Origin of the sequence: Paracoccus onubensis, from assembly GCF_003591515.1 — a bacterium.
GTDB classification, from domain to species: Bacteria; Pseudomonadota; Alphaproteobacteria; order Rhodobacterales; family Rhodobacteraceae; genus Paracoccus; species Paracoccus onubensis.
The window spans coordinates 29,803-55,876 of sequence record NZ_QZCG01000021.1 but is presented as its reverse complement, the minus strand read 5'-3'; the positions used below and the strand labels follow the sequence as shown (position 1 = coordinate 55,876).

Annotated in this window: 27 protein-coding genes and 1 other annotated feature; of the genes, 16 read left to right on the top strand and 11 right to left on the bottom strand. The window is 58.8% G+C overall.

Annotation, left to right across the window (positions count from 1 at the left end):
• Positions 1-121: 121 nt before the first annotated feature.
• Positions 122-823: an IS6 family transposase gene (locus D3P04_RS22080; protein WP_119752042.1), complete on the bottom strand. Its 702-nt coding sequence runs from the start codon at positions 821-823 to the stop codon at positions 122-124.
• Positions 824-1,035: 212 nt separating this feature from the next.
• Positions 1,036-1,932, bottom strand: a complete 897-nt coding sequence (locus D3P04_RS22075; protein ID WP_119752041.1) for a LysR family transcriptional regulator — start codon at positions 1,930-1,932, stop codon at positions 1,036-1,038.
• 296 nt (positions 1,933-2,228) lie between these two features.
• On the opposite strand from D3P04_RS22075, the gene D3P04_RS22070 reads away from it, so the two are divergent.
• The 5 genes from D3P04_RS22070 to D3P04_RS22055 all read left to right on the top strand — a co-directional run bounded on the left by D3P04_RS22070 (position 2,229) and on the right by D3P04_RS22055 (position 6,630).
• The gene (locus D3P04_RS22070) at positions 2,229-3,584 is read left to right on the top strand and encodes an MFS transporter (protein ID WP_119752040.1); all 1,356 of its coding nucleotides are present in this window, start codon (positions 2,229-2,231) and stop codon (positions 3,582-3,584) included.
• Positions 3,585-3,642: 58 nt separating this feature from the next.
• Entirely contained in the window at positions 3,643-4,176 is a 534-nt protein-coding gene (locus tag D3P04_RS22065) for a 4-vinyl reductase (protein WP_182912969.1), read from the top strand.
• A gap of 58 nt (positions 4,177-4,234) precedes the next feature.
• Complete coding sequence (locus tag D3P04_RS22060; protein WP_232845130.1) at positions 4,235-4,990, top strand: membrane dipeptidase; 756 nt, start codon at positions 4,235-4,237, stop codon at positions 4,988-4,990.
• Positions 4,947-5,222, top strand: a complete 276-nt coding sequence (locus tag D3P04_RS24020) for a membrane dipeptidase (RefSeq protein ID WP_456299494.1) — start codon at positions 4,947-4,949, stop codon at positions 5,220-5,222. Before D3P04_RS22060 ends, D3P04_RS24020 begins: the two co-directional genes overlap by 44 nt.
• Positions 5,223-5,529: 307 nt before the next feature.
• The gene (locus D3P04_RS22055) at positions 5,530-6,630 is read left to right on the top strand and encodes an NADH:flavin oxidoreductase/NADH oxidase (protein WP_119752038.1); all 1,101 of its coding nucleotides are present in this window, start codon (positions 5,530-5,532) and stop codon (positions 6,628-6,630) included.
• 338 nt (positions 6,631-6,968) lie between these two features.
• Here the strand turns inward: D3P04_RS22055 and D3P04_RS22050 are convergent, their stop codons facing one another.
• The 3 genes from D3P04_RS22050 to D3P04_RS22035 all read right to left on the bottom strand — a co-directional run bounded on the left by D3P04_RS22050 (position 6,969) and on the right by D3P04_RS22035 (position 10,064).
• A complete protein-coding gene (locus D3P04_RS22050; RefSeq protein ID WP_119752037.1) occupies positions 6,969-8,774 on the bottom strand; it encodes a recombinase family protein in 1,806 nt (601 codons plus the stop codon).
• Between the two features lie 475 nt (positions 8,775-9,249).
• Positions 9,250-9,579, bottom strand: a complete 330-nt coding sequence (locus tag D3P04_RS22040) for an ArsR/SmtB family transcription factor (RefSeq protein WP_119752036.1) — start codon at positions 9,577-9,579, stop codon at positions 9,250-9,252.
• Complete coding sequence (locus tag D3P04_RS22035; RefSeq protein WP_220475394.1) at positions 9,576-10,064, bottom strand: VOC family protein; 489 nt, start codon at positions 10,062-10,064, stop codon at positions 9,576-9,578. The genes D3P04_RS22040 and D3P04_RS22035 overlap by 4 nt, the downstream gene beginning before the upstream one ends.
• A gap of 12 nt (positions 10,065-10,076) precedes the next feature.
• Here D3P04_RS22035 and D3P04_RS22030 point away from each other — a divergent pair.
• The 4 genes from D3P04_RS22030 to D3P04_RS22015 all read left to right on the top strand — a co-directional run bounded on the left by D3P04_RS22030 (position 10,077) and on the right by D3P04_RS22015 (position 13,432).
• Positions 10,077-11,308, top strand: a protein-coding gene (locus D3P04_RS22030; protein WP_408634415.1) for an IS3 family transposase whose coding sequence is annotated in 2 segments (ribosomal slippage) — positions 10,077-10,389 and positions 10,389-11,308 — 1,233 coding nt in all. Because the reading frame shifts where the segments join, the coding sequence is not laid out codon by codon here.
• Positions 10,364-10,480 (top strand) — a sequence feature (AL1L pseudoknot). (Overlaps the previous gene by 117 nt.)
• 392 nt (positions 11,309-11,700) lie before the next feature.
• Positions 11,701-12,240 carry a glyoxalase superfamily protein gene (locus D3P04_RS22025; RefSeq protein WP_119752034.1) on the top strand — a complete coding sequence of 180 codons (540 nt, stop codon included), beginning with the start codon at positions 11,701-11,703 and terminating at the stop codon, positions 12,238-12,240.
• A gap of 157 nt (positions 12,241-12,397) precedes the next feature.
• A complete protein-coding gene (gene blaOXA, locus D3P04_RS22020; protein WP_182912968.1) occupies positions 12,398-13,195 on the top strand; it encodes a class D beta-lactamase in 798 nt (265 codons plus the stop codon).
• 66 nt (positions 13,196-13,261) lie between these two features.
• The gene (locus tag D3P04_RS22015) at positions 13,262-13,432 is read left to right on the top strand and encodes a helix-turn-helix domain-containing protein (RefSeq protein WP_119752032.1); all 171 of its coding nucleotides are present in this window, start codon (positions 13,262-13,264) and stop codon (positions 13,430-13,432) included.
• Between the two features lie 480 nt (positions 13,433-13,912).
• On the opposite strand, the gene D3P04_RS22010 is transcribed toward D3P04_RS22015, so the two are convergent.
• Positions 13,913-14,851 carry an alpha/beta hydrolase family protein gene (locus D3P04_RS22010; RefSeq protein WP_119752031.1) on the bottom strand — a complete coding sequence of 313 codons (939 nt, stop codon included), beginning with the start codon at positions 14,849-14,851 and terminating at the stop codon, positions 13,913-13,915.
• A gap of 92 nt (positions 14,852-14,943) precedes the next feature.
• Here D3P04_RS22010 and D3P04_RS22005 point away from each other — a divergent pair, with 92 nt between their 5' ends.
• Positions 14,944-15,579 (top strand): TetR/AcrR family transcriptional regulator, encoded by a 636-nt coding sequence (locus tag D3P04_RS22005; protein WP_220475393.1) that lies wholly within the window; start codon positions 14,944-14,946, stop codon positions 15,577-15,579.
• A 173-nt stretch (positions 15,580-15,752) separates the two neighbouring features.
• Here the strand turns inward: D3P04_RS22005 and D3P04_RS22000 are convergent, their stop codons facing one another.
• The gene (locus D3P04_RS22000) at positions 15,753-16,586 is read right to left on the bottom strand and encodes an enoyl-CoA hydratase/isomerase family protein (protein ID WP_119752029.1); all 834 of its coding nucleotides are present in this window, start codon (positions 16,584-16,586) and stop codon (positions 15,753-15,755) included.
• A gap of 125 nt (positions 16,587-16,711) precedes the next feature.
• Between D3P04_RS22000 and D3P04_RS21995 the strand changes: the two genes are divergently transcribed.
• The 5 genes from D3P04_RS21995 (at position 16,712) to D3P04_RS21970 (ending at position 20,762) form a co-directional block, all read left to right on the top strand.
• The gene (locus D3P04_RS21995; RefSeq protein ID WP_119752028.1) at positions 16,712-17,098 is read left to right on the top strand and encodes a winged helix-turn-helix transcriptional regulator; all 387 of its coding nucleotides are present in this window, start codon (positions 16,712-16,714) and stop codon (positions 17,096-17,098) included.
• 488 nt (positions 17,099-17,586) lie between these two features.
• Positions 17,587-18,213, top strand: a complete 627-nt coding sequence (locus tag D3P04_RS21985) for a TetR/AcrR family transcriptional regulator (RefSeq protein ID WP_119752026.1) — start codon at positions 17,587-17,589, stop codon at positions 18,211-18,213.
• A 285-nt stretch (positions 18,214-18,498) separates the two neighbouring features.
• Positions 18,499-18,900 (top strand): RidA family protein, encoded by a 402-nt coding sequence (locus D3P04_RS21980; protein ID WP_119752025.1) that lies wholly within the window; start codon positions 18,499-18,501, stop codon positions 18,898-18,900.
• Between the two features lie 24 nt (positions 18,901-18,924).
• Positions 18,925-19,605, top strand: coding sequence for a TetR/AcrR family transcriptional regulator (locus D3P04_RS21975; RefSeq protein WP_232845128.1), 681 nt, complete (start codon positions 18,925-18,927; stop codon positions 19,603-19,605).
• On the top strand, positions 19,602-20,762 hold the full coding sequence (locus tag D3P04_RS21970; RefSeq protein WP_119752024.1) for an MFS transporter: 1,161 nt from the start codon (positions 19,602-19,604) through the stop codon (positions 20,760-20,762). The genes D3P04_RS21975 and D3P04_RS21970 overlap by 4 nt, the downstream gene beginning before the upstream one ends.
• 114 nt (positions 20,763-20,876) lie before the next feature.
• On the opposite strand, the gene D3P04_RS21965 is transcribed toward D3P04_RS21970, so the two are convergent.
• The 3 genes from D3P04_RS21965 to D3P04_RS21955 all read right to left on the bottom strand — a co-directional run bounded on the left by D3P04_RS21965 (position 20,877) and on the right by D3P04_RS21955 (position 23,494).
• Complete coding sequence (locus D3P04_RS21965) at positions 20,877-21,227, bottom strand: ethanolamine utilization protein (RefSeq protein WP_119752023.1); 351 nt, start codon at positions 21,225-21,227, stop codon at positions 20,877-20,879.
• 280 nt (positions 21,228-21,507) lie between these two features.
• Entirely contained in the window at positions 21,508-22,494 is a 987-nt protein-coding gene (locus D3P04_RS21960) for an alpha/beta fold hydrolase (protein ID WP_119752022.1), read from the bottom strand.
• A gap of 259 nt (positions 22,495-22,753) precedes the next feature.
• Positions 22,754-23,494, bottom strand: a complete 741-nt coding sequence (locus D3P04_RS21955; protein ID WP_119752021.1) for an SDR family NAD(P)-dependent oxidoreductase — start codon at positions 23,492-23,494, stop codon at positions 22,754-22,756.
• A gap of 519 nt (positions 23,495-24,013) precedes the next feature.
• Here D3P04_RS21955 and D3P04_RS21950 point away from each other — a divergent pair.
• Positions 24,014-24,850, top strand: a complete 837-nt coding sequence (locus D3P04_RS21950; RefSeq protein WP_119752020.1) for an NmrA family NAD(P)-binding protein — start codon at positions 24,014-24,016, stop codon at positions 24,848-24,850.
• 253 nt (positions 24,851-25,103) lie between these two features.
• Here the strand turns inward: D3P04_RS21950 and D3P04_RS21945 are convergent, their stop codons facing one another.
• Complete coding sequence (locus tag D3P04_RS21945) at positions 25,104-26,063, bottom strand: quinone oxidoreductase family protein (RefSeq protein WP_119752019.1); 960 nt, start codon at positions 26,061-26,063, stop codon at positions 25,104-25,106.
• Positions 26,064-26,074 lie beyond the last annotated feature (11 nt).

The following is a 26,074-nucleotide window of genomic DNA, read 5'->3' as shown; positions in this document are numbered from 1 at the left end:
AGCGCTCAAAGAACGCCCATTCCTGGTCCGACATAAGATCTCGTGCCAAGCTGGTCTCCATCGCAGATGCCAGCTTGAAGCATGCCCTACGCCCGAGGGGAATCCCTTTTGTCAACACGACCTAGGCGATGCTGGCTGCTACTTTCCACGCGCAGAGAGCTTCCATCCGGTGGTAGCGAATGGTCAGGGCGGCTCGTCGGCGAGCTGGAACGGAGAAATAATTGCGGACGGCGGAATGGATGGACACGAAGCGTTGCAGGCCGCCCGGAGAGCGATGACCCTGCATCACGCGCTCCCGCTTTCGGAACGGCAAATGGCTGTTCTCGGCACGATTGTTGAGCCCCTTATGCGACCAGTGATCCAGATCGGACAGGAGTTCGCGCTTGGCCGCGCCATATGAGCGGAGCTTGTCCGTGATAATCCGCTTGGGAACAGACCCCGCGCGTTTCATCAACTTGCGCAGAAGCCGTTTTGCAGCCCGTTTGTCCCGCCGGAACTGGAGGATCTCGTCCGGAACAACGCCGCGTTGATCAACGGCGCGCCAGAGCCAGAAAGTCTTGCCGGAAATCTTCACCACGACTTCGTCAAGATGCCAGATGTCGCCGGGGCGGCGCTGGCACCGCCGCAGGTTCTTCGCGATCTGCGGCCCGAATTTGGCAGTCCAGCGCCGAACCGTTTCATAGGAGACGTCGACGCCACGTTCGAGCAGCATCTCCTCGACCTCCCGCAGGCTCAGATTGAACCGGACGTACAGCCAGACCGCGTGGGCAATGATCGAAGGCGGGAACCGGTGGCGCTTGTAACTGATAGAAGGTGTCTGCATCGCTGTAACCTACGTAGCAAACAGCGAGCAAGCAATCGCTACCCGATTAACGTGACAACACCCTCGAAGAATATCTTGACCGGGCCGCAGACCCGCCTCCGGGAACGACCGTAATCTGGAAAGGGTTCTCGCGCCTCGCAGATATCGTCGAAGGCGCACGCAGCGCAAACAACCCAGACACTTATGGGTAACTGCAAGGCAGGTCGGAAGCTTCATCGGGCCAGTGGGCGGAAACGACGCAAAAAGTGCAGGAAAACCGCCAATTCCTCTGAACTGTTTCCGCGTTCCCAGACAGCTGTGATTGGCAGCTTGGCGTCCATGTCTACAAGTTGGCGGATCGCAAGACCTTGCCGGGGCATGTTGCCGATGGCGCTGGAATAAATCGCGACACCCGCGCCTGCGATGACAAGACCGAAAATTCCGTCGCTGCTGGTTGCCTCTAATGAAACCTCGGGCAGAAAGCCACGTGCGCGGCATTCGGAAAAAACCTGATTGCGAAAGATCATCCAACTGTCGCCGGTACCAAAAACGAATTTTTCGTTCTGCAAATCTTTCAGGGTCAGTTGCTTTCGCTCTGCCAGCGGATGATCGGCAGGCAGAATTGCGACATAGTTATTGTCGTCAAAAGGTAAGCTTCCGATCAGTTGCTGGTTCGAGACACCATAGAGAAAACCGATGTCAATGCGATGACGCAAAATCGCTTCATGCTGGTGGATCGTTGGCATGAAGATCAGGTCCAGATATATGTCCGGATGCGCCTCATTGAAGCTGCGCAGGAAATGGGGCAGCGCGCCGTTGATTGCGAAATCCGTATAAGCCACGCGTAATTCGCCACGCACGCCCCGTGCCGCCTTGCGGGCACGCTCGACTGCGTGGTCGATTTGAGCACCAATACCGGCGGTCTCGATAAGAAATATACGCCCGGCCTCTGTCAGTTCGACCCGGCGTGTTGAACGGCGCAAAAGAGGCGTTCCCAGATGATCTTCAAGTTGCTGAATGGTCTTGCTTAAGGCGGGTTGTGCGACGCGCAGCCTCTCTGATGCGCGTCGGAAGTGAAGTTCACTCCCCAGTACGGCGAAAGCCCGCAGATGCCGCAGATCAAGGCTCATCTTCTGCACCTTTATTATTTCCTTTTGAATATCAATAATTAAAAAACTGATATTTTACAACAACGCTTCACCATCCGATTATTTCGGAGGCGCAGACGAAAGAATCTGCGAAAAACTTGTCAATAACCGCAGGGAGCGCATCCGTGACACGCGATTACTTATCGCTTCATGTTTGCCGCAAGGTCATCTGGATTGACGTCCTGACACGGGTCAGAGGCGGTTAGTTGATCCTGACCTGGCGACCGGCCTGGACGATGCTCTCCGTCCTTGTTTCTCTCATGTAGAAAGGGTCAGACATGACAGCACGTTATCAGGATCAGACATCGCCACCGACCATACAAAAGGTCATCAGCGCCGCCGCGATGGGGAACTTCGTTGAATGGTTCGATTTTGCGGTATATGGATTTCTGGCGACGATCATCGCCAATCAGTTCTTTCCCAGCGACAGTGTCAGTTTAGGTCTTTTGAAGACCTTCGGTGTTTTTGCCGTGGCTTTTGCCATGCGTCCGCTGGGTGGGATATTCTTCGGCGTACTGGGCGACAAACTGGGGCGCAAAGGCGTTCTGTCGCTGACGATCCTTCTGATGGCTGGGGCAACGACGCTTATTGGATTTCTGCCGACGTATGCCAGCTGGGGGCTGGCAGCGCCAGTTCTGCTGACATTACTGCGTTGTCTGCAAGGTTTTTCAGCAGGGGGAGAATACGCCGGTTCGATCGCTTATGTAATGGAGCATGCACCAAATGATCGACGCGGCTGGTATGGCAGCTTCGTTCCGGTCTCTACCTTTCTGGCCTTTGCATTCGCTGCATTGTTGGTTTTCGGATTGGAAAGTAGCCTGTCCGCCGAGTCGATGGCAATCTGGGGCTGGCGCGTGCCGTTCTTACTTGCCGCACCTCTTGGCCTGGTCGGTCTTTACCTGCGCTGGCGCATGGAAGAAACTCCGGCTTTCAAGGCACTGGCCGCCGGGGACACTCCTCACGTCCACTCACCCCTGCGCGAGACACTGAAAAGTCAGAGCGGGCCAATGCTGCGACTGGGTGCTTTCATTTCCCTGACGGCGCTGTCATTTTATATGTTCACCACCTATTTCTCGACCTTCCTGCAGGTCGAAGGCGGCTTCACCCGGCCCCGCGCATTGCTGGTATCGACGATTGCACTGTTCTTTGCAGCGCTGATGTGCCCGCTGGCAGGCCGTATTTCTGACAGGATCGGGCGGCGCAGGACGATCCGCTTTGTCTGTGTATGGCTGTTTGTCATGGTGGTGCCGGCCTATATGCTGGCCAGTTCAGGCACTCTTTGGAAGGCGATCCCCGGTGTATTGTTGCTGGCCACCGGTGCGCTGACCGCGAATGTCGTGACTGCGGCGCTGCTGTCGGAAACCTTCCCGACTCGTACGCGCTATACCGCATCCGCCTTCACCTATAATCTCTCCTACACCATTTTCGGAGGCACGGCACCGTTGATGGCAACATGGCTTATCGGCAAAAGCGGCAATAACCTGACCCCCGCCTTTTATCTGATGGCCATCGCGGTTCTGGCAGCCCTTGGCGGGATGGTATTGCGAGAAACCTCACATATCTCGCTGATCGACGATGAGGGGACCGCGCCTGAATCCGATCTCTCACCCTATGCAGCATCTGCGACACGATAATCTGACGCCCCCGCCATTTGCGGGGGCGGTCCTTCCCCTCGGCAATGAAAGAGACGACATGCAACCCACAGTTCAGATCGATGTGGATGAAACCAGTGGCGTCTGGCGCACGGATGGCCTGCCCATGGTTTATGTTCCACGTCATTTCATGGTGAATATGCATAAGGAGACAGAGCGGACACTGGGTCGTGCCGCCTATGCAGAAATGCTGAACCGGTCAGGTGCAAAATCGGCCCGTTACTGGTGTCAGCAGCAGGCGGACTTGCTGGGTCGTCCCGCACCCGAGATATTTGCACATTACCTCCGGCGGCTTTCTGAACGCGGCTGGGGACGTTTTACCATCGAGGCGCTGGATCCAGAGCACCTTACCGCACGGATCACATTGCGGGATTCGATCTACGTCCTTGAAGCGGAAGGGCAGGCAACTGCACCCACTTGTTATATGTTCGAGGGTTTCCTGATCGGAGCCATGCAGTTCATGTGCGATGCCCGCAGTGTTCAGCCCCTGTCAATCACCTGTCGCGAAAGCGCTTGCACCGCCATGGGGGCGCCCGAATGCCGCTTTGAGGTCAACTGCACCTTTGCAGCCTGATCGCAATCGCGAACGGGCATGCAGACCGCTTATCAATTTACAACGGAATGGAAGCATCATGAAGGATAATGCCAGCACGATCTACGAGAATGCGATTGTCATTGACGGTCTGATCATCTCGAACTGGAGTGGCGATCTTTTTCGGGAAATGCAGCAATCTGGTTTGACCGCAGCAAACTGTACCTGCAGCGTTTGGGAGAATTTCACCGATACCGTAGACAATCTGGTCGCGTGGAATGGCTGGTTCCGCGAGTTCAGCAGCCATATCGTCAAGGCTGAAAGTGCCGCTGATATCCGCACGGCGAAGGCCGCAGGGAAGACTGCGATTGTGCTGGGCATGCAGAACACTTCGGCCTTCGAGGATAAGATCGGCTATGTCGAGATCCTGAAGACACTGGGCATCGGCATTGCGCAAATGACCTATAACACCCAGAATTGGGTTGGCAGTGGTTGTTATGAAAGTCGCGACAGCGGCTTGTCAGATTTCGGTCGTGAGGTTGTGGCTGAAATGAATCGCGTGGGCATGCTTTGCGATCTCAGCCATGTAGGACCAAAAACGTCACGCGATGTTATAGACTGCTCAACTGTTCCGGTGGCATATTCGCATTGCTTGCCATCGGGACTGAAGGCACATCCGCGGAACAAATCCGACGAGGAGTTGCGCCATATCGTTGAAAGGGGAGGATTTGTAGGGGTGACCATGTTCCCCCCCCTTTCTTGCGAAAGGGACGGACGCAACCATTGCCGATTATATTGCAGCGATGGATTATGTGATCAATCTGGTGGGCGAGGATGCCGTCGGTATCGGCACTGATTTTACTCAAGGGTATGAGAGATCCTTTTTCGACTGGATTACGCATGACAAGGGGTTTGGCCGCCGTCTGACCAGTTTTGGTGAGATCATCAATCCCGCGGGGCTGCGCGAAATCCGCGACTTTCCTAACATTGCCGACGCCATGTCCGATGCGGGCTGGACTTCAGCGAGGATCGAGAAGGTACTTGGCCAGAACTGGCTCAACTTGCTGGAAGAAGTTTGGGGCGAATAAGCGAGCGGTGATCAGCCATTGCCCCGATGGGCAATGGCCTTTGGGACTGGCGGGCGATAAGGACAGAACGTGTAGTTATCCCGATCCACTTCGTGCTGAACTGGTGCTCAGCTTCGTGCCGGAATTGGCGGTTGGTCTCTCCCAGCCGTGGTGGCAACTGTGCAAGTGGCACGGTCCTGCACAGGATGAATCCTCAGGACGTGTCGCAACCGGCCTTCGGGCGCGAAACCTGACTCATTGGCAGGGCTTTCGAATCCGCAGGCGATCCCTTAACGTGCTCTGCAACTCGCCTGAACGGAGCCGCAGCATGAGCAAGCTCTTTACCCCCATCACCTCTGGCAGCCTTTCGATGCCGAACCGTGTGGTGATCGCGCCCATGTGTCAGTATTCGGCCGAGGATGGCCGGATGACTGACTGGCACATGATCCATCTGGGCCAGCTGGCTCTGTCAGGGGCGGGGCTGCTGACGGTCGAGGCCACTGCCGTCAGTCCCGAAGGGCGCATCACTTATGCCGATGTCGGGTTGTGGGACGATGCGACCGAGGCGGCGATGGTCCCGGTCATGCAGGCCATCCGGCGATGGTCGGATATTCCGGTGGCGATTCAACTGGCCCATGCCGGGCGCAAGGCCTCGACCGAAAAGCCCTGGCTCGGCGGGGCGCAGATTCCGCCCGGGCAGCCGAATGGCTGGCAGACCGTTGGGCCAGGCGCGCTGCCCTTTTCCTCTGATGAAAATGAGCCCGAGGCGCTGGACAAGGCCGGGATGGAGCGCATCCGCGACGCCTTCGCCGAGGCCGCCCGCCGCAGTCTGCGACTGGGTTTCGACGCGATCCAGATCCATGCCGCGCATGGCTATCTGCTGCACCAGTTCCTCTCACCGCTGTCGAATCAGCGCGAGGATGCCTGGGGCGGCAGTCTGGAAAACCGGATGCGCTTTCCGCTGGAGGTGTTCGAGGCGGTGAAAGCCGTGGTTCCGGGCGACTACCCGGTTTCGGTCCGGGTTTCGGGCACGGACTGGGTCGGGGGCGGTTGGGATGTCGAACAAACCATTACCTTTGCACAGGAATTGCAGGCGCGCGGCTGTGCGGCGATCCATGTGTCCAGCGGCGGGCTGGACCCGCGACAACAGATCCCGATTGCGCCGGGCTATCAGGTGCCGCTGGCCCGCGCGGTCAAGGCAGCGGTTGAGATGCCAGTGGTGGCAGTGGGGCTGATCACGGATTTCGATCACGCGGAATCCATCGTGGCAACGGGTGACGCCGATATGGTCGCCCTTGCACGCGGGGTTCTCTACGATCCGCGCTGGCCCTGGCACGCGGCGGCGCATCTGGGTGGGCAGGTGCCGGCGGCGCCGCAATATCTGCGCAGCCAGCCCCGCATGCACCGAGACTTGTTCAATAAGATATGAGGCGTTGACCGAGGGCAGGGCGCGAAGATCCCATAAACTGACGTCGCTGCCTGCACTGTCAGCCCGAGCTGAAGCTGGGCGTAATCATTGAGGCGGGCCGGATGGCCAGTTTCCTCAAAGCTTCGGGCAGGCTGGGGGAGAGCCCCTATTGCACCTGCATCCTGTTTGGATGCCATGATCTGGATTTTGCCATGGCATTCATCTGTATATCCTTTCTTTATGGGTAGGTCGGTTGGGACAGAAGGCAATCAGAGGCATCGGGGGACAACAAGATGAGTTGTCTGGACAGGGTCCTATGTGGTCGGAAGGTTGTGACGGGATAGGGGATACGACCACGCCTATGCTGCACTGCGAAGCAGCCCTTTGGACTTCGCCAACTCTGACTGCTCAAGGAGGGAACGATATGCCGAGAGTAGCCGCAATTTGAGATGGTTGCATGCCCCCGCAACCAACGATTCTTGCGAAACCTCCGCTGGCCCCGTCGCGGAGGTTTTTGCATGTCCGCCGATTGCCTTCCGTGAGCCATCCGACTGCGCCAGCAAATTGTCCAGAGCCTCGGCCTCAGACAGGAAATCCGGGTTCTTTCGGCCGGCAGTAAAGCGCAGGATCGCCCCGAGATCGCCGCGAAGGACGATGGCCAACTCGCCGTTTTCCGGCACAAGCGTCACATCATCGATCAGAGACCGAAGGATCCCGGCCGCCTGCGGACGGCTGTCCTCGTGCTGCAGGTTCTCATAAAGCTCGCCGATCCGCTGCGCATAGAGCGCCGCCATATTCGGATGCAGCAGAGGTGGGGGCTCATCCGCTGAAGCCAGTTTCTCCGCCAGTTCGAATTTGCGGGCTTCGAGCGCTGTCATCTTCTCCTTCATCGAAGGGTGATACATGCCGTCCGTGATTGCCTCGATGATCTGGGCAATCTGCTTGCCGATCCTATCAAGTTCCCGTCGTGCCACCTCCAGATCGGCGCCACGTTCCATTCGCAACCGGTTCACCTCTCTGGTGAACTCGTCACAGAATTCCCTGAACAGCTCCGGCTCCATGAGATGCTTCCGCAGACCATTCAGGACCGAGGCCTCGAGAGCGTCACGGCGGATATTGATCCGGTTGTCGCAGGTGCCCTTGTTGCGTGCCGTCGAGCAACCGAGCAGGTCTTTCGAGATCATCGAATAGCCGCCGCCACAGCAGCCGCATTTGATCAGGCCCGCGAAAAGATGCTTTGGGCGCCGGCGGTCGGTCAGCGGGTTGCCCTCGGGACGTGCGCGCTTCGAGAAGGCCAGTTTCCCCTGTCGGGTCTTCGTCGCATCCCACAGGGTCTGATCGATGATGCGGAGTTCGGGCACCTCCTGTACTACCCATTCCGTTTCCGGATTCAGTCGCGAAACCCGCCTACCGGTATCGGGATCCTTCAGGTAGCGCAGCCGGTTCCAGACCAGCCGGCCGATATAGAGTTCGTTATTGAGGATCCCGGTGCCGCGTTCACGGTTGCCGTGGATGGTTGATGGTCCCCATTCCCGGCCCTGCGGGCCGGGCACGCCCTCGAGGTTCAACGCCATGGCGATGGCTCGGGACGAGAGACCGGCGTTATAGTCACTGAAGATGCGGCGGACCACGGCAGCCTGTGCCTCGTTGATGGCGCGGTCGCCGCGGATCGGCTCGCCATTGGCATCGAACTGCTTCACCACATCATAGCCGTAGGAATTGCCGCCGCCGGATTTTCCATCCTCGACCCGGCCACGCAGGCCCCGGCGGGTCTTGTCGGCCAGATCCTTCAGGAACAGCGCATTCATGGTGCCCTTCAGGCCGACATGCAGATGGGTGATCTCGCCTTCCGACAGGGTGAGCATCTTTACGTCGGCATAGATCATCCGTTTGAAGATGCCGGCGATATCCTCCTGGTCGCGGCTGATGCGATCCAGCGCTTCGGACAAGATGATATCGAACCGGCCGTGCGAGGAATCCATGATCAGGGCTTGAATACCCGCACGCTGGATCATGCTGGAGCCGGAAATGGCGTGGTCGGAATACTCCTCGACAATCTTCCAGCCCTGCTTCTCGGCATGAAGCCGGCACATGCGGAACTGGTCGGCGATCGAGGCGTCGCGCTGGTTGTCGGAGGAATAGCGGGCGTAGAGCGCGACCTTCATGAGTGAGCTTTCTGTTCAGTCAGGGAGGCGCTTGCGGCTCTCGCGTTCCTCCGCCTGGATGAAATCCCGCGCTGCACGCCGTGCCAGAAGCCGGACCAACTCGCGAAGGCGCGGGTCTGAGGCTTTGGGGCCGGATGCAGCAGGATAGGCTGGTTCAGTGACCACCCGAAGCTGCTCCGCTGTTGTCTGGCGCTGCCGTGCCAATGTCTCGCTCCAACTCTCACGCGGCAATACCCGCGCCAGCTGAATCGTGGCGGAGAAAAGGGCGGAATCACAGGCGTATTCGGGCGCATGATATTGGACCTCGGCGGACAACAGCGTAAACCGACGCTGCCGTGCGTGTTGTGTTGTGCGCTGTGCGGCAGTGCATTCCCAGAATGGCGTAAAAATTCCGGGAAGTCACCTCGGTTCTGGAACTGGCCGCTCGGCGGGGTCCGTGGCTCGAAGAGGCTGTGCTTGCCGGTGACAGCAGCCGTCATTGCGGTTTCTTTTCGACATGCGCCTTGAAGGCGGCAAGCTGCGTCACCCACACGGCCTCGGTATCGGCCAGCCAGCGTTTCAGCTCGGCCATGGCCCCCTCCCTCAGTGTATAAACGCGGACACGCGCATCGAATTCGGGATGGCTCTCCTCCACGAGGCCGGACTGCTTCATCAGGCGCAAGTGGCGGCCCATGGCCGGGGCCGACAGACCAAGCATATCAGCAAGTTCCCCAGCCCGATGCGGCTGCCGACCCAGTAATTCCACCGCTCGGCGGCGGCAGGGGTCGGCAAGCGCTGCCAGAGTCTTGTCGATATTCGCGCTCAATCCAGCCTTGCCCTAGTCGTCAGTCCGCTCGCTTCGTCCCATTCCTCAGGCGTCATCTTCTGAACAGTGACACCAAAGGTCCAGATATGACCTTCGGGATCTCTGGCGCGATAGGTGCGGTCGCCGTAGAACTGGGTTTCCGGCTCCTGCAGAATTTCTGCGCCGGCCTGCCGGGCATGGGCGCAATGGGCGTCGAGATCATCGCCCTCGGCAAGCTGAACATGGACGCATTGGGTGTTCTTGCCGCCTACGGATTTCGGGCTCTTGTGATTGTCGCTCCATTCGTTGCCGATCATGACGACAGAGTTCCCATAGGTCATTTCCGAATGGCCGAGATAGCCATCGGCATCGAGAATGACAAAGAGCGGCTCAAACCCGAAAGCGTTTTCGAGCCAGCGATAGGCAGCCTTTGCATCCTGATAAAAGACGGCGCTTGCGAAGCCCTTCTGAAGCGCCCCGGGTTTACCGGAGAGTAAAACTCTCAAAAGGTGAGCCTCATGACAGAGAAGAAACACACCCCGAGCTACACGGCCGAGTTCCGCGCGCGCGGCGTCCGGCTTTTCCGCGAACATCGTTCTGATTACAGCAGCGACAATGCCGCCTACCGGGCGATTGCCTCGAAGCTGGGCTGCTCGTCCTTCAGCCTGCGGGACTGGTGCCGGCGCGCCGCTCGTGATGCGGGCGAGTTGTCCGGTCCGACGAGCGAGGAGAAAGCCCGGATCAAGGCCCTGGAGCGCGAGGTCCGCGAGCTGCGCACGGCCAACGAGATCCTGAAGAAGGCGAGCGCGTATTTCGCGCAGGCGGAGCTTGACCGCCCGTTCCAGAAATGATCGCGTTCATCGCCGATCATCGAGAGGTCTTCGGGGTCGAGCCGATCTGTCGCGTGCTGCCGATCGCCCCATCGACATATTACGCACGCAGGGCGATTATCTGCGATCCTGACCTGGCGTCGGATCGGGCGAAACGGGATGCCCGCGACAGTGCGGAGATCAAGCGTGCTTTCGATGCCAGTCGTGGGCGCTACGGTGCCCGCAAGATCTGGCATCAGCTGCGCCGCGAGGGAAAGGACATCGCCCGCTGCACGGTTGAGCGGCTGATGAAAGCTCTCGATTTGCAGGGCGTGGTGCGCGGCAAGAAGCGCACAACCATTCCTGACCCCGCCCAGACCTGCCCGGACGACAAGGTGAACCGGGAATTTACAGCCGCGACGCCGAACCAGCTTTGGGTCAGCGACTTCACCTATGTCTCCAGCTGGGCCGGCATGGTCTATGTCGCCTTCGTCATCGATGTCTTCGCCCGCAGGATCGTCGGCTGGCGGGTCTCGACCTCGATGACCACCAGCTTCGTGCTCGATGCACTGAACCAGGCGATCTGTCAGCGATGCTCGGATGAGCAGGAGCAACTGATCCATCACTCGGATCGTGGCAGCCAGTATCTGTCGATCCGCTACACGGAGCGGCTCGAGGAAGCCGGGATCGATCCCTCGGTCGGCAGCGTCGGAGACAGCTATGATAACGCCCTGGCCGAAAGCACCATCGGATTGTTCAAGACCGAGGTCATCAACTTCCTTGGCCCGTGGAAATCCGTCAGCCAGGTCGAGTGGGAAACCCTCAAATGGGTCAGCTGGTATAACTCAGAACGGCTGCACAGCGCCATCGGCTATGTCACGCCGCAAGAAGCAGAGGAGGAATTTTATGCCAACATGAACGCCCTTGAAAATGCCGCGTAAGTTTTAGACAAAAAACTCTCCGGTAAACCCGGGGCGCTTCATTCCGACGATATGCATCGGTCATCATACCCCCCTAGTTGCAACTCATATAATTACATGATTTATGAATATTTGTCAATTTTGATAAATATATTGCTATGACCAGATTGCCCTACCTGAAGCTTCCGTTCAGCGATCTGGCGATGAGCGTCGTGATGAGCCCGTTGCCGCCCTAGATGAAAACATCTTGGTTGACAGAAGGGCTGGAATTGGGCTTTTCGATCTGGTTCATGCTACCAGCCGCTCGCGCCCTAGATGGTAAGGTGAAAGCATCACGGACGCATCACATATATCCCCGTCCAGTGACTATCGGCAATGCGAGCACCGTGTGCGTTCACTGGCAGGAGAGTGTGATGACAAACGTTGATCAAGCCAAATCCATGGCGCGGCGGCTTCGGGATGCCCTTTCGTCAGACGGGATGAGTATCTCACATTCCCAGGCCTTGGAAATTGTGGCCAGGGCCTGTGGCCATGCCGATTGGAACACCGCAAGCGCAAAGCTTGACCTGAAGCGTGCCTCCACAAGCGATGTGCGCTTCACCTGCTGCAGTCCGATTCTTCGCATCTTCGATGAAACGAAGGCGAGAGAATTCTACTGTGATTTTCTCGGGTTCCAAGTCACGTTCGAGCATCGCTTCTCCGAGGGCATGCCGCTTTACCTCGGGCTGGAAAGGGCCGGCTTGAGCCTGCACCTCTCCGAGCATCATGGGGATGCAAGCCCGGGAGCGAATGTGTTCGTGTCAACCGCCAACATCCGCGAGTTTCATCGCGAGCTTGCAGAGAAACGGTATGCCTACAATCGTCCCGGCCTGGAGGATCTGCCCTGGGGGCTGCAAATGCAGGTGACCGATCCGTTCGGCAATCGCATCCGCTTTTGTCAGCAAGACGAGTAGGTCCCTTCACCAAGACGAAGCGACTCCACTACAACCGATGGTCGTTTCGTTTCGCATTTCACGATGGGCGGGTGCAATAACCGGTCCGAGCCCGAAGACGACATTAGGGCCTCGCCTCAATCATTCCAAACTACTGCGGAAACAGTCGGAAGATGACTTGGACCTTTCACTCGATATTACGCTATCCCTGGCGCTTCCTGCTGCTGCGAAAGAGCGCGTGGTCTGCACCGTAGCCGTGGAGGCAGGATCGAGTGTCCCCTTGGTGCACAATGGGAGCTGCGACGAGCGGATTTCGGCGGCTTCGACATTCAAAATTGCGATCAGCCTCATGGCCTTCGACAGCGGGATCTTCGTCGCGCCGGACAAGCCAGAATGGCCTTTCAAAGAGGGCTATGCGGACTGGAATCCGAAATGGCGGCAGGCCACCACACCCGCAAGCTGGATGCGGGATTCAGTGGTTTGGTTCTCGCAGCGAGCTACCGAGAGGCTCGGCACCGAACGGTTCGCGGCCTATGTCGATGCTTTCGACTACGGTAACCAGGACGTTTCGGGCGACAAGGGCAAGGCGAATGGGCTGACCAATGCCTGGCTGAGTTCGTCCTTGCAGATTTCCCCGGCAGAGCAGGTAGCTTTCCTGAGGCGCATGATCGACGGAGAGCTACCAATTGATCCTTCCGCAGTCGAGCAGACGAAGAAGCTGCTGGTGTTTGATGAGCAGCCGGGAGGCTGGCGCATCTACGGCAAGACGGGGGCGGGGATGCCGTTTGGCGAGGACGGGGAGTTACTGAAAGGTCAGCCCTTTGGTTGGTATGTCGGATGGGCAGAAAAGGATGAGCGCAAGGTGGTCTTCGCGCGGCTGGTCCGTTTCAGTGAACGTCCTGAAACAACGCCAGCGATGATAGCCCGCGCTGGTCTGCTGGAAGCTCTGTTCAGGGCTAGGGGCGCCCTGAATTGAAGTTGCCTTGACGGGCGCTCCCCGCGGGTGATCTTTGTTTTCAAGGCAAACGGCGGTTGTGTGCGCATGAACATCGAACAGTTGCGGGATTTTCTATGCGTGGCGGAAACGCTGAACCTCACGATGGCCGCCGATCAGCGAAACACCACGCAATCGAACCTGAGCAAACCCCTGAGTGGGTTGGAAGAATACCTTGGCCGAACGCTGGTAGACCGGCGGAGCCGTCCCTTACCCTGACCAAAGCGGGCGGGGATTTTGCGCCGAAGGCGCGGCAAATCCTGTCCGAGATCGACATTTTTCGTGGGCAATCCGCCCCTTGGAGCTCGAACGAGGGCGGCGTTTCCATCGTCAGGCCGCATAGCGCCACCGTGGCGGTGTTTCCGCAGTTCAAGGAATGGCTCTCGCACAAGCTGCCCGGCGTCTATTTCGCGCCTCGGATCGCCAATCAAGATATGGCGGCGCGGATGCTGGTGCGGTCGGAAATTGACCTTGCTATCGTCACGCGGCATTCGAGGCTGGCGATTGACGAGGATTTCCGGGTGTTCCGTCCCGCCAACATTGCGACTGACCGACTGGTGATCGTGGAGCCGCGGGGCACGTCCAAACATGCACAGCTCCCGCTGCATGCCTCTCACCCGCTGACTTGCATCGGGCAGATATGGCAAACCTGCCGCTGCCAACTGCCGGTATCGGAAGAAGCCGGTACAGGCGTAGGGCTCATTTTGTCTCGACGCTGCCTTCCGGCATGGCGTCGGCGGCGAGCGTGGCGACTGCATCCGCCCAGGCAGGGTTGCCGGGGTAGAGCGAACTGCGGAGGAAGGCGGTTGAAAGGCGTTGGATAGCAGCGACCCGCTGGGGTCGTTCATCCGTCGTCTCGCGCGCTTCGTAGCCGGGTATGCCGCCAAGAGCATGCTCGCCACCAAAGGCTGTGAACAACGCCTTGGGCGAAGGGCTTAGATCGTAGGCATCGCGCCACCAACCCGGGCCACGCGTCGAAAGCCTGCCCATGTCACGATCGCCCACGATGATCAGGGTCGGTGCCGCCATGGCTGAGAAGTCAGGGTACATGAACGGGAAGGTGCGGGCTGCATGCTCGGTCAAGTCGTTGCCACTGCCTGGCGCCGCGAGCAGCACGCCCGCCTTGATGCGGGTATCCTTTCTGTTGACCATCGATCCATTGTCAGGATCGGGATGGGTGGCACCGAGCAAGGTACCGGCGGCCTGCCCACCCCATGAATGGCCAGCAACCGCGATGCTTGAGTGATCCAGCCTTCCCCGGATCATCGGTGCCTCGCTCTCGATGCGATCGAGCCCATCGAGAACGGCTGCAAGGTCTTCCTCGCGAAAGCGCCAGAGCTGCGGGCGACGAGGATCGTCCGGGGCAAGGCCGAGCATCCGCGAGTCCAGATGCGTCGGCTGGATCACGACAAAGCCGTGTGCCGCCCAATAATCAGCGAGGGGGCCATAAGCGTAAAGTGACTGTCCGTTGCCGTGCGAGAAGATGATGACGGGTAGTGCGTTGCCCATGATCGGCGCAGAAACCCGTACATGCAAGTCAACGCCCCGTCCAGGGGAGGGCAGGGTGATGGGAGCGATGGAGACAATGGCAGGAAAGTCAGCGGCTTGTGCGCGGGCTTCAGTGAATGCACTGGACATGGGGCTGAGAACCTCCTAACTAAAAATCGGATCATCGATCCGGTTCGCCTATATACGGATCAATGATCCGATTATCAAGAGGAGATAGCAAATTGGCGTTGTCCAAATCCAGGAATGCGGTCGAGATCACCTCAAAGACTAAAGGCGATGCCGAGACGCCCGCACCGCGACTGCGCGCCGATGCCCGCAGAAACGAGGAAGCGGTTCTGGAAGCCGCGAAGATCGTTTTCGCCCGTTCGGGGGTTGATGCGCCTATCCGGGAGATCGCCTCACAAGCAGGTGTTGGTCTGGCCACGCTCTACCGCCGTTTTCCGACCCGAGCAGATCTGGTGGCAGCGGTGTTCCGCCGCGAGGTCGATGCCTGTGCCCATGCTGCTGGGCCGCTTGCCATCGAGCGGGCTCCTGCTGAGGCACTGGCGGCCTGGCTGATGCTCTACACGCGCTTCCTGGCCACCAAGCAGGGGTTGGCCGCCGCGCTCCATTCCGGCGATTCGGCATTTGCCACCTTGCCGGATTATTTCCGAAGCCGGTTCGAGCCCGCCTTGTCGATGCTAATGAATGCAGCTGTCTCTGCTGGCGAAATCCGTGCCGACATTGCACCCTATGATCTGCTGCGCGCGATCGGGAATCTCGCCGTGGCTTCCGGGGACGATGGGGCGGAACACATCGAACGCATGGTCAAGCTGCTGCTGGATGGCCTGCGTTATGGCGTCACAAAGCCGAAATAGCCCGGGTTGCTACGAGGGCGCCTGAAAGGACCATTCCCAAAAGTTGCCTGGCAGGTTTCCACCCCATTCCAGCACTTCTCTATCCGCTAGATAGCGTGATCGGAAAGCCGCCACCGATATAAGTGTTTACAGTCAGCACCGTAAATCCAGTGGCAAGAAACAACAGCGCAGTGTCAAGTCTCCAAGCTGCGGAGGAGACATTCCAGATTTCGCTCCCCTTCCTTGGTCTGTGCACCTGCCTCAAGCCCACCCCGGATGAGCTTCTCGGCTGCAGGGCGTACGAACAGCCCCGCCCAGGCGTCGTGCTCACGGCGAAAGCCTTCCCGCAGGTTTATGGGAGGCACCGCCTTTTTGGCGGCGGCGATGACGCCTTCGGGCAACGCTGCAATGTTGCGCGCCAGCCGGTCGACGAAGCCATCAAGCTCCGAGGCTGGCACTGCCCGGTTGATCCATCCATATCGTTCCGCCGTTGTGGCATCGATGAGATCGGCGCCAAGGATCACTTCGAGGGCGCGGCCGCGCGTCATCCGTGATGACAGATACTGGGTGGCGCCGCCGCCCGGCGTGATGCCCATCAACGCCTCGCATTGGGCAAGTCCCGCTCGACCCTCGGCAGCAAATGTCATGTCGGCCGCCGCGACGAACTCCGCTCCGCCGCCTCGCGCCAGCCCGGCGAGCTTGACGATCGTCACCTGCGGCTGTTCACGCAGAAGTTCGCCGAACGCCTGGAACGGGTTAAGGCCTTCCGGAGCCTCGCGAACAAAATCGTCGAAGGCATGTGGTTCGTCTATCAATGTCATGTCGACATGGGCAATGAAGAACTCCGGATCCGCGCTCTGGAAAACCAGCACGCGCGTGTCGGGATCATCGCGAACGGAGAGAAGAAAGCAGTGTATCTCGCTCATCAAGGGGACATCGAGAACGTTGACCGGAGGATTGTTGATGGTGATCGTCGCGATGCCGTCCAATTTGGAAATTCGAAGCCGGCTGAAATCTGTGTCGGTCATATGTAAAGTCTCTGTTCTTCGGGAAGCTCTGGCGCTGGTGCTTCGCGCCATTGACCTTAAGTATTCATTGGATACTTGGCGTCAATTACGCACCTGTAGCATCCCAGGGATACCGGAGGATACCGATGGATGAACCAACAAGAGAAAATGACCCGATCTACCGTGCCGACTGTCCAAGCCGAGTGATCCTCGATCAGATTGCCGACAAGTGGTCCATGATGGTGCTTGCGGTGCTCAGCGAGCCCCAACGCTTCAATGCGATCAAGCGCCGCCTCGATGGCGTCACCCAACGCGTGCTGACCCAGACGCTGCGCAAGCTTGAGCGCAACGGCATGGTGACGCGCAGGGTTCTGGATGGGCGCGTGCTCGGCGTTGAGTATGCGCTGACGCCGCTTGGGCGATCGCTGCAAGAGCCGTTCTCGATCCTGTTCGACTGGACTGTCGAGAACATCGATGCGATTCAAAACTGCCAGCGCAGCTATGATGCGCGCGAAGATCGGGCCGCGGTTTGAACAATGGAGCGGCGAGGTGAATGAGGTCCTGATCTGCCAGTTCCATCGCTGCGAGTTCCTCGACGCCGCCCAGAGCCTGGTACTGATCGATAGGCTCGATGCGGGTTTTGCCAATCCTGGGCAGCTCCCAGCAACGTTGGCACGGCTGGTTATCGCTTGTGTCGTCACCGTAGTCTGTCAACCTTTGAGCCAGATCGGAGGTGGTATGCCACGAAGGAAGCAACCGAGGAGCGTGGCCGATTGAAAAACTGACACAGTATAGCGCCCCTTTATTGTGATCGGGTGCAGTGAGTCTTGAGAATCTGCAGCCGGCTTGGTTGCAGGGAAACAGAGGCCTATCGTTCGCGGGAATTTGCGATACCTGTGTGCCCGCAAGCCCTACTCCCTTGACCAGGTCTGGATTTCATCAGGCCGCTCATATACGCTGCGTATGCCTATGGCGTATTCGGCTTGCCATGCAATGCAGGGCTTCATGGAGAAGGAAAAGAATGCCGGCGAAGACACGGGCGGAGATGGTGGAGGAAACACGCGCGAAGCTGATCCGCGCCGGTCGCAAGGCATTTGCGGAAAAAGGCTATGCCTCAGCGTCCATGGATGATCTGACCGCCGAGGTTGGACTCACTCGCGGCGCTCTTTATCACAATTTCGGCGACAAGCGGGGATTGCTTGCAGCGGTCGTAGATCAGATCGACACCGCGATGGCAGAGAAAGCAAAAGCGGCCGGTCTCAAGGCGGGAGGTGGATGGGACGGTCTGATGGCCGAAGGTGCCGCGTATATCGAGATGGCGCTGCAACCGGAAGTGCAACGCATCGTGCTGTTGGATGGCCCGTCAGTTCTCGGCGATCCATCCCAATGGCCAAGCCAGGGGCGCTGCCTTCAGGCGACCATATCAACGCTTGAGCGCCTGGCGCAGGAAGGACAGATCAAGCCGGTGGATATCGAGGCACTGGCACGTCTTCTCAATGGTATGGCGCTCAACGCGGCGCTTTGGGTGGCCGCCAGCACCGAGCCGCAGTCGACCCTGCCGAAAGCGGTCTCTGCATTTGAATGCCTTGCCTCCGGGGGGTTATCGACGACGCTTCCCCAGCACGACGGCAAGACTTCTCATCCCTAGCCACTCGCCTGAACGGTACGGGTGAACGGGCCCGCACCCCGCCAATTCATACGCTTGGCACGCTGCCTGCGTTTCGTCCGAGGAGGATGGTGAGCGCGTTGCCCGAATTGAATGTTCCGAAGGCGTAAACCCGGGCAAGTTTCTCTCTTCCATCCATTCGTGAGGTGGCTATATCGACTCATTTTGCATACGGAGCGTATGTTAATTGACATACGCCACGTATGCGAATATTTAACATACGGAGCGTACGCTAATAATGTCAACTCCAACTCACAGGACCGAATCATGTCAAAACCTGAACTCTTCGTAACTCCCGGATACGGGCCGAAATTGTACGACCTCTTGCATTATTCGCAGGCACTCAAAATTGGTGATCGCATCGAGATATCCGGCCAGGGCGGATGGAATGACGATCTCGAAATCCCGGATTCCATTGAGGCAGAAATCAAACAGGCCTTCGAGAATGTTGAGCGTACGCTGGCCACGGCCGGCGCAAGCTGGAAGGATGTCGTTCACGTCAATTCCTATCACGTTGGCGGCTTCCCGGCTGTGGTCAACGAAACCATCACGCGCCTGTACCGTTACCATATGCCGGACCGCGCTCCGATCTGGACCCAGACCGGGGTCGAAGCCCTCGGCCTGCCCACCATGCGTATTGAAATTCGCGTCACTGCAATTCTGGCGTAATCGCAAGGCATATTATCAAGCAATTTGCCGGGGCAGAAAGACCCGGCAAAACACTATAATACCGGCGACCTACCCATTGGTACCATTCAGATTGAGCAGATCTGGTTGCATTTTTTCTACGCACATATATATGTAAAACGAACGTTTTACATTTGCGTGAATCCTGAAATGATACACGATATCGACAAGACATCTCGACTGATTGCTACCGCTGAAGAGCTGTTTGACCGGCATGGCTACATAGCAACCGGGATGGATCGGCTGACCGAAGCCGCCGACATGTCGAGCAGAACGCTTTACAAGCATGCTGGCAGCAAAACCCAACTCATGGCGGCGGTGCTTGCACACCGGGGCCAGCGCTTCATGCACCGGATCGAGGTGGAAAGCGTGGATGCGCTATTTGCCGCACTGGAGGAATGGCTTCAGGTAGAGGGGCAACGCGGCTGTCTGTTTTTGCGCGTTCAGGGTGAAACAGGCGGCAGCACGCCGGAGATATCCGAGGCGATAAAGGCGCATAAGACCGCATTTGCCACACGCGTGCAGGAAATCGTCGCGACAGATCTCGGGCAGGAGAACCCGGTTCTGGCCAATCAGGTGCTGGTCCTGTGCGAGGGGGCAATTCATGCGGCGATCTACAGGGGGCTGGACGCTCTCACGGCTGCGCGCAGCGCAGCAGCGATCCTGGTTGCACGAGCACGGTCGTGAGCCCGGCTGTCAGAATCGGCGCGGTGGGCTTCGGGTTGATTGCCGTCTGCTACGGTTTCGCCCGCTTTGCCTTTGGGCTTTTCCTGCCGTCGATCGATGACGACCTCGGCCTCGGCCCAACCTTGAGCGGGATGATCTCCGGTGGCGCCTTCGCGGGATACTGCGCCGCAATCGTCGCCTCGGCCGCACTGACTGAGCGGATCGGCGCAAAAGCTGTTGCGGTCAGTGCAGCCCTTGTTGCGGGCTTGGGCATGGTGGGCATCGCGCTGGCCCCCACGCCCGTTATTTTAGCGGCTGCGGTGATTGTGGCGGGGTTAAGCACGGGACTGGCCTCTCCGCCTATGGCTGCGGCTGTGGCCGCCGGCGTGCGACCCGTGCGACAGGACGGAACGAATACGGTAATCAATGCGGGAACGAGCGCGGGTGTGGCCCTGTCCGGCCCGGTCGCACTCGGAATGGCAGGGCAATGGCGGCTCGCCTTCGCAGCATTCGCTGCCGTCGCTGCGATTTTGGCGCTTGCCGCCGCGATCTCGCTGCCCGCTGCACGCGGTAGCGGAAAACCGGCCGGACTCCCGCCCTTGAATACGCCCATGCTCCGCTTGATTACTGCGGCGTTCCTGATGGGCGCCGCGAGCACGGCATGGTGGACCTTCGGTGGACAACTCGTGTCGGAGCGCCTGGGATGGGATGTGACGGGACTGGGTTTTCTCTGGATTTGCGTTGGCACCGGTGGGATCGCCGGAGCTTGGGCGGGAAAGCTGGTCGCCCGTTTCGGGCTGAACTTCGTTCACTGTATCTTTCTGGTGCTGATGGCCGTCAGCATTCTCATTCTCGACTCCACGCTTGCGACGCCCACACTTGTCCTGATCGGGGGCGCTGTCTTCGGAGGAGCCTATGTGATGCTCACAGGGGTCTATCTCATCTGGGGTCTACGTGTTTTGCATGACCGCCCCGCGACCGGGCTGATGATCGGCTTCCTTACGATCGCGGTGGGGCAAACCGCCGGCGCACCCGTATTCGGCCTGCTTCTCACCAGTTTCGGGGCCGGACCGGCGGTGCTGGTTTTCGCCACGTTCACACTGTTGGCTGGCCTGTTCCGTGCGGGTTGCGCCGCTTCACCTCATGCCGCACATGAAAACCAACCCAACCGGCTTTAACGGTAGAGGCCTCTGCCTATACCTTCAGTCAGAAGGCCGGACAGTCAGCCCGCCCGACCTCTCCTTGCATAATGCTCATCTGTCCAAAGACTAGCGCCATGCGACCTTGTGAGATCATGTGTCTGGCTGCTGCCAATGAGGATAGGTAACGTAGGCTGTCACAGTCCCTTCCTCATGAGAACATATCGTCACCTTGTCGCCTTTTTGCATCGCGATAATCTCTCCGGGACCCGCTGTTACCGACATCTGATTGTCGGAAACAGTGATCTTTCCTTCCAGGACCACCATGGTGTCGTGGACGGCCATCGTTTCCTCCAGAGTCTGGTTTGGCCCATAACGACCGAAACCGATGGTAACCGGACCACCGTGACGCTGATCGAGAAGATTACCGGTGAAGATGTCGCCATCCTGCCCGGGTGAGCGTTTCAGCGATGCGTCGGCAATGGTGAATTTGTGAATGGGCATCGGTTCATTCCTTTATGAATTATTGCGAGTATCCGGAGCGATGCATGATCCGGTCATACGAACCTGTTCCGCATAGCCTGTGCAGATGTGGAAACTGCCCCGCTTCCTTTGCCGCCCACATATGTGTTCGGGAACGGGTTCGGGTCACCCGTGCGCTTAAGTTTATCTGCCCAGGCTAAGACAATTGCTGCCGTTCGCCGGACGACGGCGCGGCAAGGGCGGTTAGGCGATCACCCGGTTTGAGCCGTGGGACGGGATCGGATTCCCCATTCTACAAACCCTAGTTTTCTATGAACGCCAGGATATCTTCGTTCAGCACATCCGCATTCACCGTCAGCATTCCATGCGAGAAACCGGGATAGGTCTTCAGCGTGCCGTTGGATAGCAGCTTGACTGCCTTCAAAGCGGCGGCGGCGATTGGAACAACTTGATCATCCTCGCCATGCAGCACCAGTGTCGGAACGGTGATTGCCTTGAGATCCTTGGTCTGGTCGGTTTCCGAGAAAGCCTTGATGCCGTCGTAATGGGCCTTGGCACTACCCATCATGCCCTGCCGCCACCAGTTCTGGATGACGCCCTCATGGACCGTGGCACCTTCGCGGTTGAAGCCGTAGAATGGCCCCGAGGGGACATCGCGGAAAAACTGCGCACGGTTGCTGGTCAGCGCCGTCCGAAAGCCGTCGAAAACCTCCTTCGGCGTACCCTCGGGGTTGTCCGCGGTTTTCAGCATCAGCGGCGGAATGGCGGCAACGAGAACGACCTTTGCCACCCGGCCCGCGGGCTCGCCGAATTTGGCCACATAACGGGCCACCTCACCGCCACCGGTGGAATGTCCGATGTGAACCGCGTTCTTCAGGTCGAGCGCCTCGGCAACCGCAAAGGCGTCAGCCGCGTAATGATCGATATCGTGGCCCTCGGCGACCTGCTCGGATCGCCCGTGGCCACGCCGGTCATGTGCGACGACGCGGTAGCCCTTCGACAGGAAAAAGAGCATCTGCGCGTCCCAGTCGTCGGAACTGAGCGGCCAGCCATGATGAAAAACAACGGGTCGGGCATCCCGGGGGCCCCAATCCTTGTAGAAAATCTGTACGTCATCCTTGGTCGTGACAAAGCCCATGATCTGTTCTCCTTCTGAAAGGTCTGGGATGGCAGGCCCCGCGGCATTCGCTGGGCCCAGCGGAAAGGCGAAATTTGCGGCAAGTGCCGAGGCCGTGATCAGTGCATCGCGGCGGGTAAGCGGGACGCCTGCGGTAGATATGGGAGACATTGCCTCACTCCGTAGTTGTTCCGAGTGGCGGATTTAGTGCGATAGACGTCGACCACCCGCGCTTTGGTGACGTAGCGAACACTTTCCCGTAGCGAGGGCGACAAAGCGTCCACTGTTATGGGCCTCGATCGCTTGACGGATTTGCTGCCCGCGAGGGGCGATGCCGGATCTGCCTGATCAGCTCGCGATGGCACCGTGCGACGCTCGATGACACTGAAGACGGAGCAGACAATTTCCCTGCCGGAGAGCTTGACCTCGATCAGGCGATTGCACCCCCGTCAGCGGTCAGGATAGCGCCCGTAATTACGCTGGCAGCCGGACTGGCGAGAAAAACGACAGCATTCGCGATTTCGTGCGGCTCGCCGTAGCGCCCCAGCGACGTCAGGCCTCGCTGAAATTCGGCAGCCACGCCATTCGCCGGATTCGCATCCGTGTCCGTCGCCCCGGGCTGCACGAGGTTCACGGTGATACCGTTCGGACCCAATTCGCGGGAAAGGCCGCGAGTGAAGGAGGTGAGCGCGGCTTTGGACATCGCATAGGCCGTGATACCCGGAAACGGGACCCGCTCACCCAGAGCTGAACCGATGGTAACGATGCGTCCCCCTTGCGCGAGATGCGGAATGACTGCTTTCGCGAACAGCACCGGCGCGCGAACATTGACATCCATCAAGGTCTGATAGTCATTCACCTCAATGTCGGCAATCGTTCCGGCGTGTCCGATGGCTGCGCTATTGACGAGAATGTCCAGCCCGCCGAGCGCCGAGACGGCGTCGATTACCGATCGCGTGATGGCCTCCGGGTCGGCGCTGTCGGCTCGGATGGCGACTGCGCGCCGCCCCGTGCTTTCAATGGATTTGGCCACCGCGTCAGCCTTCTCGGCCGAGTGCTGATATGTGAACGCGACGTCGGCGCCGTTCTCGGCCAGCGCCAAGGTAATCGCGGCGCCGATGCCCCGCGATCCTCCGGTAACCAGTGCACGCTTTCCATTGAGATCAATCATGTGCTGATCCTTTTCCTGTATTTCATGTTCATGTGCCCACGCGCCTCGCGCAGGATGAAAAACCCACTCGACGATCTGGTCACGAAGCCAATGTCCGCGGTGAGGCTCTGGTAGTGTCGAGACGGGCCAAGCTGTGTTGCGAAGCGGGGAACGTCGACGGATGGCTTTTCAAGGCCGCTGAGTCGATCGTTCCACTGAAGCGACGACTGTTCCGTCGAGAAGAGGGAAATAAACCGGGCACTATCCTATCCTTCCGGCAGATGAAGCTCGGCTACAATGTGGACTTGTTTTTGAAGGATACGCGCTTCACGTTACCCGTCCTTTCAGTTGTGTGCTGCTGTGCCGATGCGTCGCCCTGAGGCGTAGATGCCACTCCGATACGCGAAGCGATAGTGCCCCTTCGCGAGAAGCTGTGTCGCCGATGGCGGAACACTTGATCGAATTTCGGATGCCGTTCCGCGGGCGATTGCGCTGTGCCATCGATCTGCACCAGAATCTAAACAGGGGAATGGGTACCCCATGCAATCTGGTATCTTTCAGGTTCGCAATCTCGACAGCGACGCAGCGCGGGATCTGGCGGCCAATGGCGTTACACTGTTTCGGGGCAACCTCTTTGATCCTGCGTCGATCCGGGCCGCCATGGCCGGTGCCCACGGTGTCTTCAGCGTTCAACCGAATTCGGGCAGCGCCAACTCGGATATTACAAATGACGAAGAGGTGCGGTTCGGTAAAAGCGTGGTGAATCTCGCCGTGGATTCCGGCGTGCAGCATCTTGTTTACTCATCGGCGAGCATCCTCGGCAAGGGGCCGACCGGGCTGGAAAATCTCGATTGCAAGCTGGAGATCGAGGATCATGTCCGTCGCTCGGATATCGCGAGTACCATCATAAGGCCGTCGACCTTCATGGAACTGCTGACACTTTCGGGAATGGGACTGGATAAGGGCACGATTTCGTTCTTCTTGCACCTGGAGCAACCCGTGGAGTTGATCGCCAGTCAGGATATTGGAAAAATCGTCGCCGCTGTCCTCGGGAATACCGAGCGCTATTCCGGCCAGACCATCTCTATCGCGGGAGATGAGTTGACCGGCATCGAGATACAGAGCGCCATGACCGGGGCCGCTGGACAGCCTATCACGTATCGTCGCTTTCCCGATGCCCTGCTCGAGAAAAACACGTTCCTCAGGCGGAATGCGGAACTGTTCGACGGGGGTCGGGCGGCCGGAAACACGGACATCCCTGCTCTGAGCAAGGAATTCGGAAAACTCTTCAACCTCAAAGACTGGCTCAAGGGTCCCGGCATGCCTCGACTTCTCTCCGCACTTCAGGCAAGTCAAAACGAAGTTGCTTTGCAATAGCGGGCCGTGCCGGGCCCTTCATGGGAGTTGTCACACCGAGCGGACCGTCCAGCCAAAGGATGGTCCATGAGTTCCGCGAGTTTTTTTGCCGCCATGTCATGAATGGCCGCCACAAGAATGCTGTGCTGATACACAAACTGGAAAGATTGACTGCGGTCTGCTCAGAGATCGGGGGGACGCAAATTCCAGACGTCGCGTACAGGTTTCATCGTCAGGCCGGAGATCTTGTCTGGATCAGATCACGGACAAGGTGTCACGGTTGCATTATGACCCTCCCGAACGGTCTGCAGCGCTCGGCGTAGTCATGAGCCTTGGCCGCTGAAGCTAGCGGAAATCGCTTGTCCAGGAAAACCTTGAGCTTTGCCTCAGCTATCTGCGAAAGCAAGCTGTCCACCGTGGCTCTGACCTGCCGCTCGATGAGTTTCGTGCCCATGAAGACGCCGAACAGCGACTGGTTCGCCTGAAGTGCGGGCCAAAGGTCGAGGGTGAGGTCGCCTCCTCCGGCATTGCCGACGAACACGAGCCGACCATCCTGTGCGAGCGCCTTCAGCGAGACAGTTAATGTCGCACCGACGGGATCAACGATAAGGTTGGCTCCAGCACCGTCAGTCAGCTCAAGCACGGTTTCAGCGACATCGTCGTTGCGATGGTCGATCACGTGATCCACATCAATCGATTGCAATTTCGGCAATCTGCCTGATCCGCTCGAGACCGCGATGACCTTTGCACCGGCATGTTTCGCAAGCTGGATTGCCGCAAGTCCCACGCCTCCGGCTGCTGCCTGAACCAGCACCGTCTCACCGGTCTGCAGCGCGCCGCGTGCGAAAAGGCAGTGATGGGCCGTGCCAAATGAAATCGGCAGAGCGGCAGCTTCGGCAAAACCGACGCCGTCCGGAACAATCCATGTCTGGTTTTCGGGAACGGCACGCAGTGCGGCATGTGACCCGTCGCTTGCGAAGCCCGTAACCCGGTCGCCCGGCTTGCGTTCGGTGACTTTGTCGCCCACCGCAATGACGGTTCCAGCAGAGGCATACCCGACGATGTAACCGGGCTCCAGTGGTGGTGTCAGGCGCCTGTTGATAAGATCACCGCCTTCAATCGAGATCGCCTCGACATCGATCAGGACATCCGACGCGCCCAGGCAGGGGTCGGGAACATCCTTGTAGGTCAGAACCTCTGGCACACCGCATTTGTCATAGACCGCCGCTTTCATGGTCTGTTCCC